Raw genomic sequence first — 15,986 nt, forward strand, 5'->3', positions numbered from 1 at the left:
TGACTCTGACTACCGGTCTTTTGCTTTTTGTGTCCGAAGTTGTTCCAAGTTCTGACTCTAACTACCGCCTTTCCCCTTTTTGTGTCCGAAGTTGACCCAGGTTCGGACTCTGACTACCGCTTTTTCCCCTTTTTGTGTCCGAAGTTGTTCCAAGTTCTGACTCTAACTACCGCCTTTCCCTTTTTCTGTCCGAAGTTAATTCAGGTTCGGACTCTGACTACCGCTTTTTTGCTTTTTGTGTCCGAAGTTGGCCCAGGTGACTCCTGAATTTTCGCCGACTTCGGTTTTCACCTAAACAAAACAAAAAAACTGCCCGGAACATGCCAGGGCAGAGAGATCGTTAAGTATGAATTTATGATAAAAACTCGGTTGTCTTCTGTTTTTCTAACACATTGGGTGACTTGGGCACTTCGTGGTGATGACGGCAGCGCGGTTCATATGCTTCTGAGGCGCCAACTAAAATAACCGGGTCATCATATGAAGCTGGATTTCCATTGATCAGGCGCTGCGTGCGGCTTGCAGGTGATCCGCAAACGGCACAGACGGCTTGAAGCTTTGTTACCAATTCTGCGATCGCCATGATGGCAGGCATTTGGCCAAACGGCTCCCCGCGGAAGTCCTGGTCAAGTCCGGCTGCAATTACACGATGTCCGCTGTCAGCCAGGTGCTGAATGACTTTGACAATTTCATCATCAAAGAATTGCACTTCATCGATCGCAATCAAATCAGTTTCAGGTGTAATGTATTTAAATATATCGGTAGACTGGGTCAGGGGTTTAGCTATGACCGAAGTTCCATTATGGGAAACGACAGCTTCATCACTATAACGGTTATCAATCTGCGGTTTAAATACAGCGATTTGCTGTTTGGCGAACTGAGCTCTGCGCACACGGCGAATCAATTCTTCTGATTTGCCGGAGAACATGCTGCCGCAAATGACTTCCACCCATCCGTGATGATTCATAACGTACATGAACGGCCTCTCCTTCCTCGTTCTAACTAATAGAATGGCTTGTTATTATTATTTTATGAAGAAAAGGTCGAGCTGTTAATTTATTTCTACTCGCTCTTTTTTCAATACTAAAATGCCACTCAAAACAGTTCTTCAGGGTTATTTTGCAATAAAAAACAGGCAAGAAAGTTAACTTGCCTGTTTTTGTTGTTTATTATTTTTGTTCTGACTTAATGCCGTATTTCTTATTGAAACGGTCAACACGTCCGCCGGCTTCAGCGAATTTTTGACGTCCAGTATAGAATGGATGGCACTCAGAGCAAGTTTCAACGCGGATCTCTTCTTGAACAGAACCGGTTTCGAACTCGTTACCGCAAGCACATTTCACCATTGCTTTTTTATAGTTAGGATGAATTCCTGATTTCATTCTTTTCATCTCCTTCCGCCCTGAATCATTCGAAACAGAGTTATATATTACGGGCAATCATGAATTGCCGTAAACTTCAAAAACACACTGTCATCATTATAACAAGTCCATATGTTTTTTGCAACCAGCGAATCCTTCATCCTGGAATTTCCAGGGTAATGTTTTTGCCTCTTAATGTGTCCGATAATTTTCGCTGCGGACTGGAAGGAGCCTCTCTCTACCTAAGTCAGCAATACCGAAAACCCACAACCTATTTAAGAGCGCTTAGCCTTCATCTCTTCTGCTAAATTTGCGAAGAATTCCTCGTTCGATTTTGTCTGTCTCAGCTTGCGAAGCAGTTTTTCGGCAAAGTCCGGTGAATCGGACATGGACTTGCGGATTGCCCACAGCTTGTCCAGGTGATCCTTCTGAATAAGAAGTTCTTCTTTACGTGTTCCTGAGCGGCGGATGTCGATGGCCGGGAAGATTCTTCTTTCAGCCAGTGAACGATCCAGGTGCAGTTCCATGTTACCTGTACCCTTGAATTCTTCGTAAATAACATCATCCATTCGTGACCCTGTGTCAACGAGTGCAGTTGCCAGAATCGTTAAGCTTCCGCCTTCTTCAATGTTTCGGGCTGCACCGAAGAAACGCTTTGGACGGTGGAATGCTGCCGGGTCAATACCGCCGGAAAGGGTTCTTCCGCTTGGAGGAATAACCAGGTTATAAGCCCTGGCCAGTCTTGTAATGCTGTCCATTAAAATGACAACATCACGCTTATGCTCTACGAGACGCATAGCACGTTCAAGAACGAGCTCGGCCACTTTAATGTGGTTTTCAGGCACTTCATCAAATGTTGAGCTGACCACATCGCCTGCAACGGAACGCTCAATGTCTGTTACCTCTTCCGGGCGCTCATCAATCAATAGGACGATCAGTTCCGCTTCCGGGTGGTTGGTTGTAATACTATTGGCAATTTCTTTTAATAGCATAGTCTTACCTGCTTTTGGAGGCGCGACAATCAGACCACGCTGTCCGAATCCAACCGGTGCAAGAAGGTCCATAATTCTTGTAGACAATTGTCTTGTACCTGTTTCCAATTTCATATGGCGGTTTGGATAAAGTGGTGTCAGACCAGGGAAATGAACGCGCTCTTTTGCTGATTCAGGATCATCGCCATTCACGGCTTCAACCTGCAGAAGGCCGAAATAACGCTCATTTTCCTTTGGAGGACGGACTTTTCCTGAAACCTTATCTCCATTTCTCAAATCGAAACGGCGGATCTGGGAAGCGGAAATATAAATATCCTCAGAGCTTGGTGAATAATTGATCGGACGAAGGAAGCCGAATCCCTCTGACTGAATGATCTCCAGGACACCTTCCATGAAGAAGTAGCCTTCCTGTTCTGCTCTTGCTTTCAGGATGGCAAAAATTAATTCTTTTTTCGATAACTTGCTGTAATAAGAAACTTTATATTCACGGGCAAGTTCATAAAGCTCTTTAAGCTTCATATTTTCTAAACTTGAAATGTTTAAACCCATTTTTACACCACACTTTTGAAATTTTCAATCATTTCCTCCATATGCAGCTGTTCAAATTATTGGACTTTATATGAAAGGAAAGGGAAAGATACTTTGAGGCATTGAAAATAGCTGAAGATTCTATCATTGTGTTCTTAATTAAATATTTCGAGGAATGGAACGGTTTGCTGTCCGTTTTCGTTAAATAATTCGAGGTATCCTATTCCATGAAAAACAATCTCTATTTTACCCCTTTATATGAAAATTAATCAATAACAAAATTTTAGATGGAAATTATGGCGGGAAGGAAAATGAAAATGAGCAGGCTGGCACCGGTGGCCAGCAGTCATTTTCTATCTGTTTATATTAAGTAAAACCTCAATCAGCGGGGAGTGCTTTCCTCCCCACTGATTGTCAGTTAAATTTATTTAATAACAAGATTAGGCTTTTTCTTCAAGCTGTGACGGCCTTCAACAAAGCGGACCGTTCCTGATTTTGCACGCATAACGATAGAATGGGTTGAACCATAAGAGCCTTTAAATTGTACGCCCTTTAAAAGCTCTCCATCTGTTACGCCTGTTGCAGCAAAAATCGCGTCATCGCCTTTTACCAGGTCTTCCATCAGAAGGACTTTGTTAATATCAAGACCCATTTTTAAGCAGCGCTCAGCCTCTGCGTCATTTTGCGGAAGAAGTTTCCCCTGAATTTCTCCGCCAAGGCATTTTAGGGCAACAGCTGCCAGAACGCCTTCTGGTGCTCCGCCGGATCCGAACAGAATATCGACACCCGTTTCATCGAAGGCAGTATTAATGGCACCGGCCACGTCTCCATCATTGATTAATTTGATTCTGGCACCTGCATCACGAAGCTGGGTGATGATGTGTTCATGGCGCTCCCGGTTAAGCACTGTCGCCACAACATCCTGAATATCCTTGTTTTTGGCTTTTGCTACCGCTTTCAAATTATCCAGAATAGAAGCGTTAATATCAATTTGTCCAACCGCTTCAGGACCGACTGCAATTTTATCCATGTACATATCCGGAGCGTGCAGAAGATTTCCGTGGTCAGCTACCGCAAGAACAGCTAATGCATTCCAGCCGCCGGATGCTACGATGTTAGTGCCTTCAAGCGGATCAACAGCGACATCCACACGCGGACCATAGCCTGTCCCAAGCTTTTCGCCGATATAAAGCATTGGCGCTTCATCCATTTCGCCTTCCCCGATTACGACAGTTCCCTTCATTGGCACTGTGTCGAATACATCTCTCATTGCAGAAGTAGCAGCATCATCCGCTTCATCTTTTAATCCGCGCCCCATCCATCGTGCTGATGCTAAAGCGGCACCTTCCGTTACGCGAACTAATTCCATTGACAAACTTCTTTCCATCGATTTTTCCTCCCCGGATTCTAAGGCTGAGCAGCATGGCAAATGCGGACCGGTTCTTTACCCCCGATACCGCAATAGCCCGCCTTATATTTATATTTGTCTGCTGAGCTTCCTAAAAATTTCAGTCAGCTTTCATACATTCGTTATGCGTTTTTCATTTGTTCCATTTCTTCTTTGCTCATTTCTTCGCGCCAAATCGTGGCTCCAAGTCCATTCAGCTTATCAACCAGGTGGCTGTAGCCTCTGTCGATATGCTCTAAGCCTGTAACTTCGGTAACTCCCTCCGCCATTAGGCCGGCTATGACCAGTGCTGCACCAGCGCGCAAATCACTCGCCTTAACTTTAGCACCCTGAAGCTGTAAAGGCCCATTGATGATGGCAGAGCGCCCTTCCACTTTAATGTTGGCATTCATTCTGCGGAGCTCATCAATATGCTTGAAACGGGCACTATAAATAGTATCCGTTACCATGCTTGTCCCTTCCGCACCTGTTAACAAAGAAGTCAGCGGCTGCTGCAGGTCTGTAGGGAAGCCCGGATATACAAGTGTTTTGATATCCACTGCTTTCATTTTCTCAGCAGGTCCGACGAATATCTGATCGTCATTTGTTTCAATCTGAACTCCCATTTCGCGAAGCTTTGCAATTAAGGACTCAAGATGATGCGGGATGACATTGTCGATCAGCACGCCTTCTCCTGCCGCTGCGCCAACGATCATATAGGTACCCGCTTCAATCCGGTCCGGTATGATCGTATGCTGGCAGCCATGCAGATGGTCCACTCCATCAATGCGGATCACATCTGTACCGGCTCCCTTGATTTTCGCGCCCATATTGGTCAAAAGAGTAGCAACATCAATGATCTCAGGCTCTTTAGCTGCATTTTCGATAATAGTTCTTCCTTTTGCTCTGACAGCCGCAAGCATGATATTGATGGTTGCTCCAACACTGACAACATCGAGATAAATACGGGCTCCCCGCAATTCATCTGCACGAAGGTAGATGGCTCCCTGCTCATTGGTCACACGTGCGCCAAGAGCTTCAAACCCTTTTATATGCTGGTCGATCGGCCTTGGCCCTAAGTGACAGCCTCCAGGAAGTCCAATAACCGCTTTTTTAAATCGTCCGAGCATCGCTCCCATTAAATAATAGGATGCGCGTAATTTTTTCACTTTTCCGTTCGGCAAAGGCATGGAAATCATGGAAGAGGGATCGACTGTCATATCATTTTCAGAGAATTCGACAGTGCCCCCTATTTCTTCAAGCAAATCTTTTAGAATTTGAACATCTGAAATATCCGGCAAACCTTCAATTGTTACAGGAGACTCCGCTAAAATGGTAGCTGGAATCAGTGCAACAGCACTATTCTTCGCTCCGCTGATCCGGACAGTTCCTTTTAAAGGATATCCACCTGCAATCATTAGCTTTTCCATTTGTAACTCCCTTCTTAGCCGTTGTTAAACACATAAGCTGGAATTTGACTTCAATATTTAAAAAATTGATAGCCCTTACAGCAAAAGCTACACACTACTTTTCTAACCAACTTTGGCAGGAAATAGCCCTAGCTTCTATAAGAAACCCAAAAGGCTTATCTTATTTAATATCGGAAAAACAGTCTTTGGGAAAATATGCACTTTCATATTATCATGTATCTGCATTTTTCAACATTGTAAGTTGCAAAAGGAACAATTTTCCATTCTTTTTTTTGCAGATTCCGACATTATCTTTATCCTATAGTTTACACGAAAAATCAAATCTCATGTATTGAATTCAAAAAAAGTTAAAATTAAGAAAAAAAGGCCGGGGACAAGGATTGGGGCTGGCTTAGCTGAATAAAAGCGCAGGGCGCCCCCTGAACTTGGAGGGGGCAGACGCCTGCACTGCACTGGACTGCTCTAAAGTATAAAAAAGCCAGTTTTCTAGAATTTCCGAAGAAAGCTTATCGCAGTCTAAAGGTCAGTAAGACCCCATCATAACTTCGAGAAATCAAAGGAATATAAATGGGGGTTAAACTGCCCGTAAAGGCCCGAAAAGAAGAACAAAGACTATAATAACGCCACATCCTGCGGCAGCGTCTTTGTGACCCACTTCCTGTTGGCCTCAACTAACAATCAGCAGGGAGAAAAACACTCCCGCTGATTGAAATTTCACATTATCCTCTTGAGTTCCAATCTGCAAGGAACGCTTCGATTCCCTTATCTGTCAGAGGATGGTTGAATAATTGCTGGATGACTTTATAAGGAACTGTCGCAATATGAGCTCCTCTTAATGCTGCATCCGTCACGTGCTGCGGATGTCTGATGGAAGCAGCGATAATTTCTGCATCAATGTCATGAATCGCGAAGATTTCTGCGATTGTGGAGATCAGATCAAGACCGTTGTGGCCAATATCGTCCAAACGTCCAAGGAATGGAGAAACGTATGAAGCACCTGCTCTTGCAGCAAGAAGCGCCTGGTTTGCACTGAAGATCAGTGTTACATTGGTTTTAATGCCTTCTTTTGAAAAAACGCTTACTGCTTTCAGGCCATCCGGTGTCATTGGCACCTTGATGGTAATGTTCGGTGCAATCGCTGCAAGCTCTCTTCCTTCTTTAATCATGCCTTCAGCATCAAGAGCGATGACTTCAGCGCTAACTGAGCCTGGCACCAATTCCGTGATTTCACGAAGACGGTCAGGGAAGGATACATTCTTTTCCTTTGCCACCAATGAAGGGTTAGTGGTTACTCCGGCAACAACCCCAAGGGCGTATGCTTCTTTAATTTCTTCCATGTTCGCTGTATCGATGAAAAACTTCATAAAAAATCCCACCTTATTAAATATTCTAATATCTATGTATTATCAAATAAAGCTGTGATTCTGTAAAGCCTTACATTTGGGCCAGGTCTATAAATAAGGCAAACCGCCCCTATATCTAGAAGCGGTTTCTCGTGCAGTTATTTTATTAGGCTTTGTTTGAAGAACCGAATTCGCGCATTTTGCCGATTACAGTTTCTTTAATCGCTTCACGTGCAGGTCCTAAGTATTTGCGAGGATCGTATACTTCTGTATCTGCTGCCAATACTTCGCGAACGCGTTTTGCTGAAGCAATTTGGTTCTCAGTGTTTACATTGATTTTAGCAGTACCTAAAGATACTGCTTTTTGAATATCTTTTGTCGGGATTCCAGTTCCGCCATGAAGAACTAAAGGAACACCTGTAAGGTTTCCAATCTCTTCCATTTCAGCGAAGCCAAGGTTAGGCTCACCTTTGTATGGTCCGTGAACAGAACCAAGTGCCGGAGCAAGGCAGTCGATGCCTGTACGCTTAACCAGCTCTTCACATTCTTTTGCATCAGCATAAATAACGCCATCAGCCACAACATCGTCTTCCTGACCGCCGACAGTTCCTAACTCTGCTTCAACTGAAACGCCTTTTGAATGTGCGTACTCAACTACTTTTGAAGTAGTCTCTACGTTTTGTTCGAACGGATCATGGGAAGCATCAATCATAACAGATGTGAATCCAGCATCGATTGCTTCTTTACATTTATCAAAACTTGAACCGTGGTCTAAGTGGATAGCCACTGGAACGGTAATCTTGTAATCTTCAAGCAGTCCTTCAACCATTTTTACAACCGTTTTAAAACCGCCCATGTAGCGCGCAGCACCTTCGGAAACACCAAGGATTACCGGTGATTTTTCTTCTTCTGCCGCCTGCAGGATCGCTTGAGTGAACTCAAGGTTGTTTAAGTTAAATTGACCTACTGCATAGCCTTCTGATTTTGCTTTATTAAGCATTTCAGTCATAGAAACTAAAGGCATTTTTCTTCCTCCTTATTGATAATCGTTTAAGCTCAACAGACTAAATACTGTTAAAGTTTTCCCCTTAACACTATCGAATATGTACCCTTATAATAGTCCGCTAAACAGAGACGATCCTTTGGAATTCATCTGTTATCATACCAAAAAGGATTTAGAAAAGCCATTATTCCTGCACGTTTTTATCGATTGTCATAAAGCAAACGCTATCATTTTCATTGGGATGGAATTTCAGGTTAAAAATGGGTAATTTTAGGCTTATTTTGAGTTAGGGACAAGCAAATATTTCTTAACTGCCGCCCTGATGTCATCGATATCGAATGGCTTTGCAAAGTGAGTAAGAGCACCCAGATCCTTTGCTTCCTGAATCATATCGAGTTCACCGTAAGCCGTCATGATAATTACTCGGATATCTTTATCCACTACTCTCATTCTTTTTAAAATTTCAATCCCGTCCATTCCCGGTATTTTCATATCAAGAAGAACAAGATCAGGCGAATGCTTGGAAACAATGTCGAGAGCCTGGACTCCATTGGCAGCCTGGTATGTGTCATACCCTTCTTTCTGCAGTACCTCATTAAGTAAAATGCGGATTCCGAACTGATCATCTACGATTAAAATTTTCCCTTTCATCAAGCCACCTCTTCCTGTCGTATTGAAAGCCTTAGGTTTAAAACCATACTGAATTATGACTGCAGGTCACTTAACTATACATTCTCCTTAAGCTAATTTCTCTGTGAAACATGATTATTCCTTCTTATTTTAACAATTACCTATGATTATTTTACCTTTCCTTCCCTATTCTCTATAATAGAACCGCAGGAAGAGATGAAGGAGTGAACCGATTTGCTGAAGATGTTTTCCACCCAGCTGACAGGCTTATTTAAAAGACTTCAGGAAAAGGAAGAATTTTCCATTGAGGACAGTGCCCGCCTTTTGGCACAGGCTGCTGCCGGTGATGGGAAGATATATATTTACGGAACAAAAGAAATGAGTGCGATCGGCTATGAAGCCGTTCAAGGCCAGGAGCCTCTCCGAGATGCTGCGATTTTGGAGAAGGATTCCGAAGTCTCTGAAACAGACCGGGTCATCATCTTTTCAAGATATTCAGATGACGAAGAGGCAGCCGCTCTGGCAATATCCTTGTCTGAAAAAGGGATCCCTTTTGTGGCAGTAAGCACCTTAAGGACTGAGAGCACGGGCAGCCTGGCTGAATTTGCCGATGTTCATATAGATTTAAAGCTTGCGAAAGGCCTTCTGCCTGACGAAGAGGGCAATCGCTTCGGCTATCCAGCCTCCATGGCTGCTTTATTTGTTTATTATGGAATTAAGTTTACGATTGATGAGATTTTAGCGGAGTTTGAATAGCTTTAAGCTGCAGCCTTTGCGCACAAGTTTACAATTTTGCCCCGGTTCTGTGACTCGGGGCTTTTGTGGCTGTGCGCAAATCCCCCTGAGCCCGAAAGGCAAAAAAACCCCCTCCGCATCCGGAGGGGGTTTTTCCCATTATAGTTTCTCGCTGAACTTCAATGATGCCCCAACAAAATCCCTGAATAATGGCTGAGGGCGGGTTGGTCTTGAGATAAACTCAGGATGGAACTGGGAAGCGACGAACCAAGGGTGATCCTTGACTTCGATGATTTCCACCAGGCGGCCGTCCGGGCTTGTACCGGAGAAGACAAAGCCAGCTTTTTCCATATCCTGACGGTAGTGGTTGTTGAATTCATAGCGATGGCGATGGCGCTCATATACCACTTCATCCTTGTATGCATCAAATGCTTTTGTATCTTCATTCAATTTGCAGGCCTGAAGTCCAAGTCTTAGGGTTCCGCCTAAATCTTCGATATCCTTTTGCTCTGGCAGAAGGTCGATAATTGGATGCGGTGTTTCAGGAGCGATTTCTGCTGAGTGCGCCCCTTCAAGGCCCAGTACGTTTCTTGCAAACTCAATGGAAGCCAGCTGCATGCCCAGGCAGATGCCAAGGAACGGCTTTTTGTTTTCGCGCGCATATTGAATGGCAAGGATCTTCCCTTCAATGCCGCGGTCTCCAAATCCACCCGGCACCAGGATTCCGTCCACGTCCTGAAGCAGTTCATTCACGTTTGTGCTGTCCACTTCTTCAGAGTTGATCCATTTGATTTCAATATCAGAATCAAATGCATAACCTGCATGTTTTAAAGCTTCAACAACAGAGATGTATGCATCCTGCAATTCAACATATTTTCCGACAAGGCCGATCTTCGTTTTCCTGGAAAGGTTTAGAACTTTGTCAACCAGCTGCTTCCACTCGGTCATGTCCGCTTCTCCGCAATTCAGCTTTAAATGCTTGCAGACAATTTCATCAAGCTTCTGATCTTGAAGAGATAACGGGATAGAATATAAAGTATCCGCATCTGTTGCTTCAATAACGGCTTCTTTATCGATATCACAGAATAGCGCAATTTTATCCTTCATATCCTGGGAAATTGGCATTTCTGTACGAAGAACGATTACGTTTGGCTGAATGCCAAGGCTTCTCAGCTCTTTTACACTGTGCTGTGTCGGCTTTGTTTTCATTTCGCCTGCAGCCTTGATATAAGGAACCAATGTACAGTGAATGTACATCACATTATCCCGGCCGATATCGCTCTTAATCTGGCGAATTGCTTCAAGGAATGGAAGAGATTCAATGTCTCCTACTGTTCCGCCGATTTCTGTGATAACCACATCAGAGTTGGTTTCATGGCCTGCACGGAACACTTTATCCTTGATTTCATTGGTGATATGCGGAATAACCTGCACCGTTCCGCCGTTATAGTCGCCGCGGCGCTCTTTTCTAAGAACTGTTGAGTAAATTTTACCAGTCGTTACACTGCTGTACTTTGTCAGGTTAATATCAACAAAGCGCTCATAGTGGCCTAAATCCAGGTCAGTCTCCGCGCCGTCACCTGTTACAAACACCTCACCATGCTGGTATGGACTCATGGTTCCCGGATCCACATTTATGTAAGGATCGAATTTCTGGATTGTAACCGTTAACCCTCTGTTTTTCAGCAGGCGGCCAAGTGATGCTGCTGTGATTCCTTTTCCCAGTGACGAAACAACTCCGCCCGTAACAAAAATATACTTTGTCATGAAAAATTCCCCCTTGATATCAGTTTGTGCATAATGATGCAGGTTTAAAGACTTAAAGATGAAAATTCTATTGTGCAGCCTCCGATTTTTAACCGGAAGCTTATCGATAAGGGATGGTTTAGCTCTTCTTGAAAAGGCACATGGGCCTGTAAAAAAATAAAAAGCGCCCCGCTTACTTAAAAGTAAGTAAGGGAGCGCTATTAGCGTCTAAACGAATCGTCCTTTTTAAAGGAGCCCAAAAAGTATTCTACAAGCCTTGAATCGAAAAGTCAAGATTATAAATTTTCTTCGTCCTCGTCAACGTCGAGGTCATCTTCCTCAAGCTCTTCGTCATCATCACCGAGGTCGAATTCTTCATCTTTATCCACGATATCATCGTCTTCAAAGTCATCATCATCATCTTCAAGATCATCGTCATCGTCAAGAAGATCATCATCATCGTCTTCTGTCAGATCATCATCTTCGAATCCGTCGATATCATCGTAATCGATATCCTCTTCATCCAGTTCATCATAATCTTCAAGATCGAGATCATCGTCGTCCTTCTTCTTCGCCTTTTTCTTCTTAGGCTTGATTACTGTTACAACTTCTTCTTCATATTGATCAACCGGATACCATGAACGAAGACCCCAGCGGTTATCGCCCAATCCGATAAAATGGCCATCTATATTTAAATCTGTATAGAACTGTGCAATTTTCCCCTTGACTTGTTCCTCTGAAAGGTTCATAAGTTTAGCTACTTCACTCATAATGTCATTAAAGGCCATTGGTTCTTTTTTGCTTGTCAGAAGTTCATAAGCCACTTCGATTAATGACATTTCCTGCAATTCTTCTGTTGAGAACTGTTCCAAACTCAATATCAGCACTTCCTTTCCCTATGTAACCGCTCATATAAGCGTGCAAATTAATAACTATATAAATTGAATTTCCGCAGGTCCCTGCAAATACATGCGGACAGCCTGCAAGAAGGCATATTCTTCATTATAAACAAATTTTTACGGTTTATGCCAGTTATATCTGCTGTTCTGCGTATTTTTATGCGATTTAGTATTGATTTTAAATTATTGAAAGGGCTTTGAATAATGTCTGTTCATTTCAGCACAGGGCACGCAGCGAACCCGCGGGGAGGAACGGAACCTTCGCCCCAATTAACTCTGCAGGTAAGATTATATGTAATAAAAGACAATAGATTTTGGATTGCCCTTATTAATGAAGCTACTCTGCCCTTCCCCGTTTCCTGCGCCTCATAGGTCTGTCCCACTTTTTATAGGCCAGCCAGGTGAAGTAGATAGCGAGCAGGAAGAATGCTATGGCTCCCAGCTGTTTTCCATATAAAAAGTAAACACCTGCAGCAGCTGCAAGTATGGCTGCATAGAGCAAGATTTTTTTCATATTTTCACATCCCCAGGTTCCCCGAAGTGAACTGATATGTATTGATTTCATTATATAGGATATGGATGTATTTTATATTAATTCTCTATTAAAAAAATAGTGCAGAAAACAAGGGCCTGCATTGGCAGGCCCTATGGATCCATCTACATATTGCGGCGGTATTGCCCGCCCACTTCGTATAATGCACGGGTAATCTGGCCGAGGCTTGCCACTTTGACAGTTTCCATCAGCTCAGCAAAAATATTGCCGCCGCTGACTGCGGCTTCCTTCAAACGTTTCAGTGCCTCTTCCGATTTATCTTTGTTGCGCTCCTGGAAGCTGCGCAGATTGCGGATTTGCGTTTCTTTTTCTTCCTTCGTTGCCCTGGCTAGCTCCATGTTGTTCATTTCATCCTCTGATGGAGGATTAGGGTTCAAGTAAGTGTTGACCCCAATGATCGGAAGCTCGCCAGTGTGCTTTTTCATTTCATAGTACATGGACTCATCCTGGATTTTTCCGCGCTGGTATTGTGTTTCCATGGCACCGAGAACGCCGCCGCGGTCGTTGATGCGTTCAAATTCCCTCAGCACCTGTTCTTCCACAAGATCTGTCAGCTCATCTACAATGAATGCACCCTGAAGCGGATTTTCATTTTTCGATAAGCCATGCTCTTTTGTAATGATCATCTGGATGGCCATCGCACGGCGGACAGACTCCTCTGTAGGTGTCGTAATGGCTTCATCATACGCATTGGTATGAAGCGAGTTGCAGTTATCCTGAAGCGCCATTAACGCCTGCAGCGTTGTGCGGATATCGTTAAAATCAATTTCCTGTGCATGCAGGGAGCGGCCTGAAGTTTGGATATGGTACTTCAGCTTCTGGCTTCTTTCGTTCGCGCCATACTTATCTCTCATAACCGTTGCCCAGATGCGGCGGGCCACACGGCCTAGCACCGTATACTCCGGATCCAGTCCATTGGAGAAGAAAAATGAAAGGTTTGGTGCAAAATCATTGATGTTCATTCCTCTGCTCAAATAGTACTCGACATAGGTGAAGCCATTTGCCAGTGTAAAGGCAAGCTGAGAAATCGGATTTGCACCCGCTTCTGCGATATGGTAGCCGGAAATCGAAACAGAGTAATAGTTGCGGACTTTATGGTCGATAAAGTACTGCTGGATATCCCCCATCATTCGTAAAGCAAATTCTGTTGAGAAGATACACGTATTCTGTCCCTGATCCTCTTTTAAAATATCAGCCTGAACCGTCCCGCGGACCGTCTGCAGCGTTTTCGCCCTGACTTCTGTGAATTCTTCCGGTGTCAGCACGCGGCCAAGCTCCTGCTCTTTCGCCTCAATCTGCTGTTCGATGGCTGTGTTCATGAACATGGCTAAAATTATCGGCGCCGGCCCATTAATCGTCATCGATACAGATGTAGATGGATGGCACAGGTCAAAACCGGCATACAGCTTCTTCATATCATCCAGCGTACAGATGCTGACTCCGCTCTCCCCGACTTTTCCGTAAATATCTGGGCGGTAGTCCGGATCCTCCCCGTACAGGGTCACAGAATCAAATGCTGTGCTCAGTCGCTTTGCTGCATCATCTTTGGAGAGATAGTGGAAGCGGCGGTTTGTCCGTTCAGGTGTACCTTCTCCGGCAAACTGTCTTTTCGGATCTTCACCCTCGCGCTTGAATGGGAAAACACCTGCTGTATATGGGAAGGAACCCGGCACATTTTCTCTATATACCCAGCGGATGATTTCTCCGTAATCCTTGTACTTCGGAAGTGCCACTTTTGGAATCGACAGCCCGGACAAGCTCTTTGTTTTTAAAACCGTCACGATTTCTTTATCGCGGATCTTTGTGACAAATTGCTCGCCGGTGTATTTTTCCTTCAATTCTTCCCATCCTGCAAGAATGTTCTTGGTTTCAGCCGTAAGCTTTTCTTCTACAGATAATTTAATGGCTTCAAGCGAAGCGATGACTTCTTCGTTTCCTTCTTGTTCTTTAACAGCAAGAAGTGCCCCTTCCAGCTGGAAAAGCTTGCGGGCAAGATCTGCCTGCTTTTCGGCTTTCTTATGGTAGCCGCGGACGGTTTCTGATACCTCGCGGAGGTAATAGCGCTGTTCATTTGGAATAATGACATTCTGCTTTTCCACTTTTGCTTCTTTTGTAAAACTTGTTTTCCAGTCTGTACCTGCTTTTTCATTAATCGTTTCCACCAGTGCCGCAAACACCGCATTTGTGCCCGGATCATTGAACTGGCTTGCAATGGTTCCGTAGACTGGCATTTCTTCAAGCTCTTTTTCAAAAAGCATCCGGCTGCGCTGGTACTGCTTTTGCACCTGGCGCATCGCATCCTCTGAGCCTTTGCGCTCAAATTTATTAATGACAATCAAATCGGCATAATCGATCATATCAATTTTTTCAAGCTGGGAAGGAGCACCGAATTCACTTGTCATGACATACATGGATGCATCACAAATTTCCGTAATGCCGGCATCACCCTGCCCGATTCCGCTTGTTTCCACAATAATCAAATCAAAGCCGGCTGCTTTGACAACCGAAATCGCATCCTGAATTGCAAGCGACAGCTCGCTGCGGGAGTTTCGGGTTGCCAGGCTGCGCATATAGACCCGCGGATTAAAAATGGCATTCATACGGATACGGTCGCCAAGAAGGGCACCGCCTGTTTTTTGCTTTGTCGGGTCAACAGAAAGAATCGCAACCTTTTTCTCCGGAATTTCGTTGATGAAGCGGCGGATCAGTTCGTCTGTCAGCGAGCTTTTCCCGGCACCGCCTGTACCCGTAATTCCCACTACAGGAACCTGCTTTTCCAGTGATTTCACTTTCTCCATGACCGGCTCAAGTGCTGCGGCTGCTTCCTTGCCTACGGTTACCTGATGCTCAGCCAATGTAATCAGCTTGGCAATCGCATTGGTTTCCCCATCCTGAAGCTTTTCAATCTGCTCAGATGCTTCGGCTGTAAACGTCGGGAAATCACATTCCTTGATCATTTGATCAATCATGCCCTGAAGACCATATTGACGGCCGTCTTCCGGCGAGAATATCCGCGCGATTCCGTAGTCATGCAATTCCTTAATTTCCTTCGGGATGATGACTCCGCCCCCGCCGCCATAAATGCGGATGTGGGATGCGCCTCTTTCCTTCAGAAGGTCATACATATATTTGAAGTACTCCACATGTCCGCCCTGATAAGAGGAAATGGCAATGCCCTGCACATCCTCCTGGATGGCAGCATTTACGACCTCCTCAACAGAACGGTTATGTCCGAGGTGGATGACCTCTGCCCCGCTTGCCTGAATGATGCGGCGCATAATATTAATGGACGCATCATGCCCGTCAAACAGGCTGGAAGCCGTCACAAAACGAATATGATTTTTCGGCTTATAGACTTCTGGATTGCTCATCGTTCTCCCCC

13 protein-coding genes are annotated in these 15,986 nt (G+C 44.5%); 1 reads left to right on the forward strand and 12 read right to left on the reverse strand.

Annotation, left to right across the window (positions count from 1 at the left end):
- Positions 1-352: 352 nt before the first annotated feature.
- The 8 genes from AC6CHU_RS23850 to AC6CHU_RS23885 form a co-directional block, all read right to left on the reverse strand.
- The gene (locus AC6CHU_RS23850) at positions 353-973 is read right to left on the reverse strand and encodes a thymidine kinase (protein WP_035327985.1); all 621 of its coding nucleotides are present in this window, start codon (positions 971-973) and stop codon (positions 353-355) included.
- 193 nt (positions 974-1,166) lie between these two features.
- Complete coding sequence (gene rpmE / locus AC6CHU_RS23855) at positions 1,167-1,379, reverse strand: 50S ribosomal protein L31 (RefSeq protein ID WP_009332279.1); 213 nt, start codon at positions 1,377-1,379, stop codon at positions 1,167-1,169.
- A 254-nt stretch (positions 1,380-1,633) separates the two neighbouring features.
- Positions 1,634-2,899: a transcription termination factor Rho gene (gene rho, locus AC6CHU_RS23860; RefSeq protein ID WP_009332281.1), complete on the reverse strand. Its 1,266-nt coding sequence runs from the start codon at positions 2,897-2,899 to the stop codon at positions 1,634-1,636.
- Positions 2,900-3,302: 403 nt separating this feature from the next.
- The gene (glpX, locus tag AC6CHU_RS23865; protein WP_159863475.1) at positions 3,303-4,265 is read right to left on the reverse strand and encodes a class II fructose-bisphosphatase; all 963 of its coding nucleotides are present in this window, start codon (positions 4,263-4,265) and stop codon (positions 3,303-3,305) included.
- A gap of 143 nt (positions 4,266-4,408) precedes the next feature.
- Positions 4,409-5,695: a UDP-N-acetylglucosamine 1-carboxyvinyltransferase gene (murA, locus tag AC6CHU_RS23870; protein WP_251284779.1), complete on the reverse strand. Its 1,287-nt coding sequence runs from the start codon at positions 5,693-5,695 to the stop codon at positions 4,409-4,411.
- 719 nt (positions 5,696-6,414) lie between these two features.
- Entirely contained in the window at positions 6,415-7,059 is a 645-nt protein-coding gene (fsa, locus tag AC6CHU_RS23875) for a fructose-6-phosphate aldolase (protein WP_159863477.1), read from the reverse strand.
- Positions 7,060-7,204: 145 nt separating this feature from the next.
- Positions 7,205-8,062 carry a class II fructose-bisphosphate aldolase gene (locus AC6CHU_RS23880; RefSeq protein ID WP_159863478.1) on the reverse strand — a complete coding sequence of 286 codons (858 nt, stop codon included), beginning with the start codon at positions 8,060-8,062 and terminating at the stop codon, positions 7,205-7,207.
- Between the two features lie 255 nt (positions 8,063-8,317).
- The gene (locus tag AC6CHU_RS23885; protein WP_201306510.1) at positions 8,318-8,695 is read right to left on the reverse strand and encodes a response regulator; all 378 of its coding nucleotides are present in this window, start codon (positions 8,693-8,695) and stop codon (positions 8,318-8,320) included.
- 210 nt (positions 8,696-8,905) lie between these two features.
- Here AC6CHU_RS23885 and AC6CHU_RS23890 point away from each other — a divergent pair, with 210 nt between their 5' ends.
- Positions 8,906-9,427: a DUF2529 domain-containing protein gene (locus tag AC6CHU_RS23890; RefSeq protein ID WP_159863480.1), complete on the forward strand. Its 522-nt coding sequence runs from the start codon at positions 8,906-8,908 to the stop codon at positions 9,425-9,427.
- Positions 9,428-9,565: 138 nt separating this feature from the next.
- Here the strand turns inward: AC6CHU_RS23890 and pyrG are convergent, their stop codons facing one another.
- The 4 genes from pyrG to icmF form a co-directional block, all read right to left on the reverse strand.
- Positions 9,566-11,173 carry a CTP synthase gene (gene pyrG, locus AC6CHU_RS23895; RefSeq protein ID WP_159863481.1) on the reverse strand — a complete coding sequence of 536 codons (1,608 nt, stop codon included), beginning with the start codon at positions 11,171-11,173 and terminating at the stop codon, positions 9,566-9,568.
- Between the two features lie 275 nt (positions 11,174-11,448).
- Positions 11,449-12,030 carry a DNA-directed RNA polymerase subunit delta gene (gene rpoE, locus AC6CHU_RS23900; protein WP_251284793.1) on the reverse strand — a complete coding sequence of 194 codons (582 nt, stop codon included), beginning with the start codon at positions 12,028-12,030 and terminating at the stop codon, positions 11,449-11,451.
- Positions 12,031-12,388: 358 nt separating this feature from the next.
- Positions 12,389-12,565 (reverse strand): hypothetical protein, encoded by a 177-nt coding sequence (locus AC6CHU_RS23905; RefSeq protein WP_201306511.1) that lies wholly within the window; start codon positions 12,563-12,565, stop codon positions 12,389-12,391.
- Positions 12,566-12,708: 143 nt separating this feature from the next.
- Entirely contained in the window at positions 12,709-15,975 is a 3,267-nt protein-coding gene (gene icmF / locus AC6CHU_RS23910) for a fused isobutyryl-CoA mutase/GTPase IcmF (RefSeq protein WP_498122958.1), read from the reverse strand.
- Positions 15,976-15,986 lie beyond the last annotated feature (11 nt).

The organism is Cytobacillus sp. GQ23 (assembly GCF_059758675.1).

Bases quoted from the DNA above. Each gene is read 5' to 3' on its own strand.
- AC6CHU_RS23850 (WP_035327985.1), bottom strand. From the start codon at position 973: ATGTACGTTATGAATCATCACGGATGGGTGGAAGTCATTTGCGGCAGC.
- rpmE (WP_009332279.1), bottom strand. From the start codon at position 1,379: ATGAAATCAGGAATTCATCCTAACTATAAAAAAGCAATGGTGAAATGT.
- rho (WP_009332281.1), bottom strand. From the start codon at position 2,899: ATGGGTTTAAACATTTCAAGTTTAGAAAATATGAAGCTTAAAGAGCTT.
- glpX (WP_159863475.1), bottom strand. From the start codon at position 4,265: ATGGAAAGAAGTTTGTCAATGGAATTAGTTCGCGTAACGGAAGGTGCC.
- murA (WP_251284779.1), bottom strand. From the start codon at position 5,695: ATGGAAAAGCTAATGATTGCAGGTGGATATCCTTTAAAAGGAACTGTC.
- fsa (WP_159863477.1), bottom strand. From the start codon at position 7,059: ATGAAGTTTTTCATCGATACAGCGAACATGGAAGAAATTAAAGAAGCA.
- AC6CHU_RS23880 (WP_159863478.1), bottom strand. From the start codon at position 8,062: ATGCCTTTAGTTTCTATGACTGAAATGCTTAATAAAGCAAAATCAGAA.
- pyrG (WP_159863481.1), bottom strand. From the start codon at position 11,173: ATGACAAAGTATATTTTTGTTACGGGCGGAGTTGTTTCGTCACTGGGA.
- AC6CHU_RS23905 (WP_201306511.1), bottom strand. From the start codon at position 12,565: ATGAAAAAAATCTTGCTCTATGCAGCCATACTTGCAGCTGCTGCAGGT.
- icmF (WP_498122958.1), bottom strand. From the start codon at position 15,975: ATGAGCAATCCAGAAGTCTATAAGCCGAAAAATCATATTCGTTTTGTG.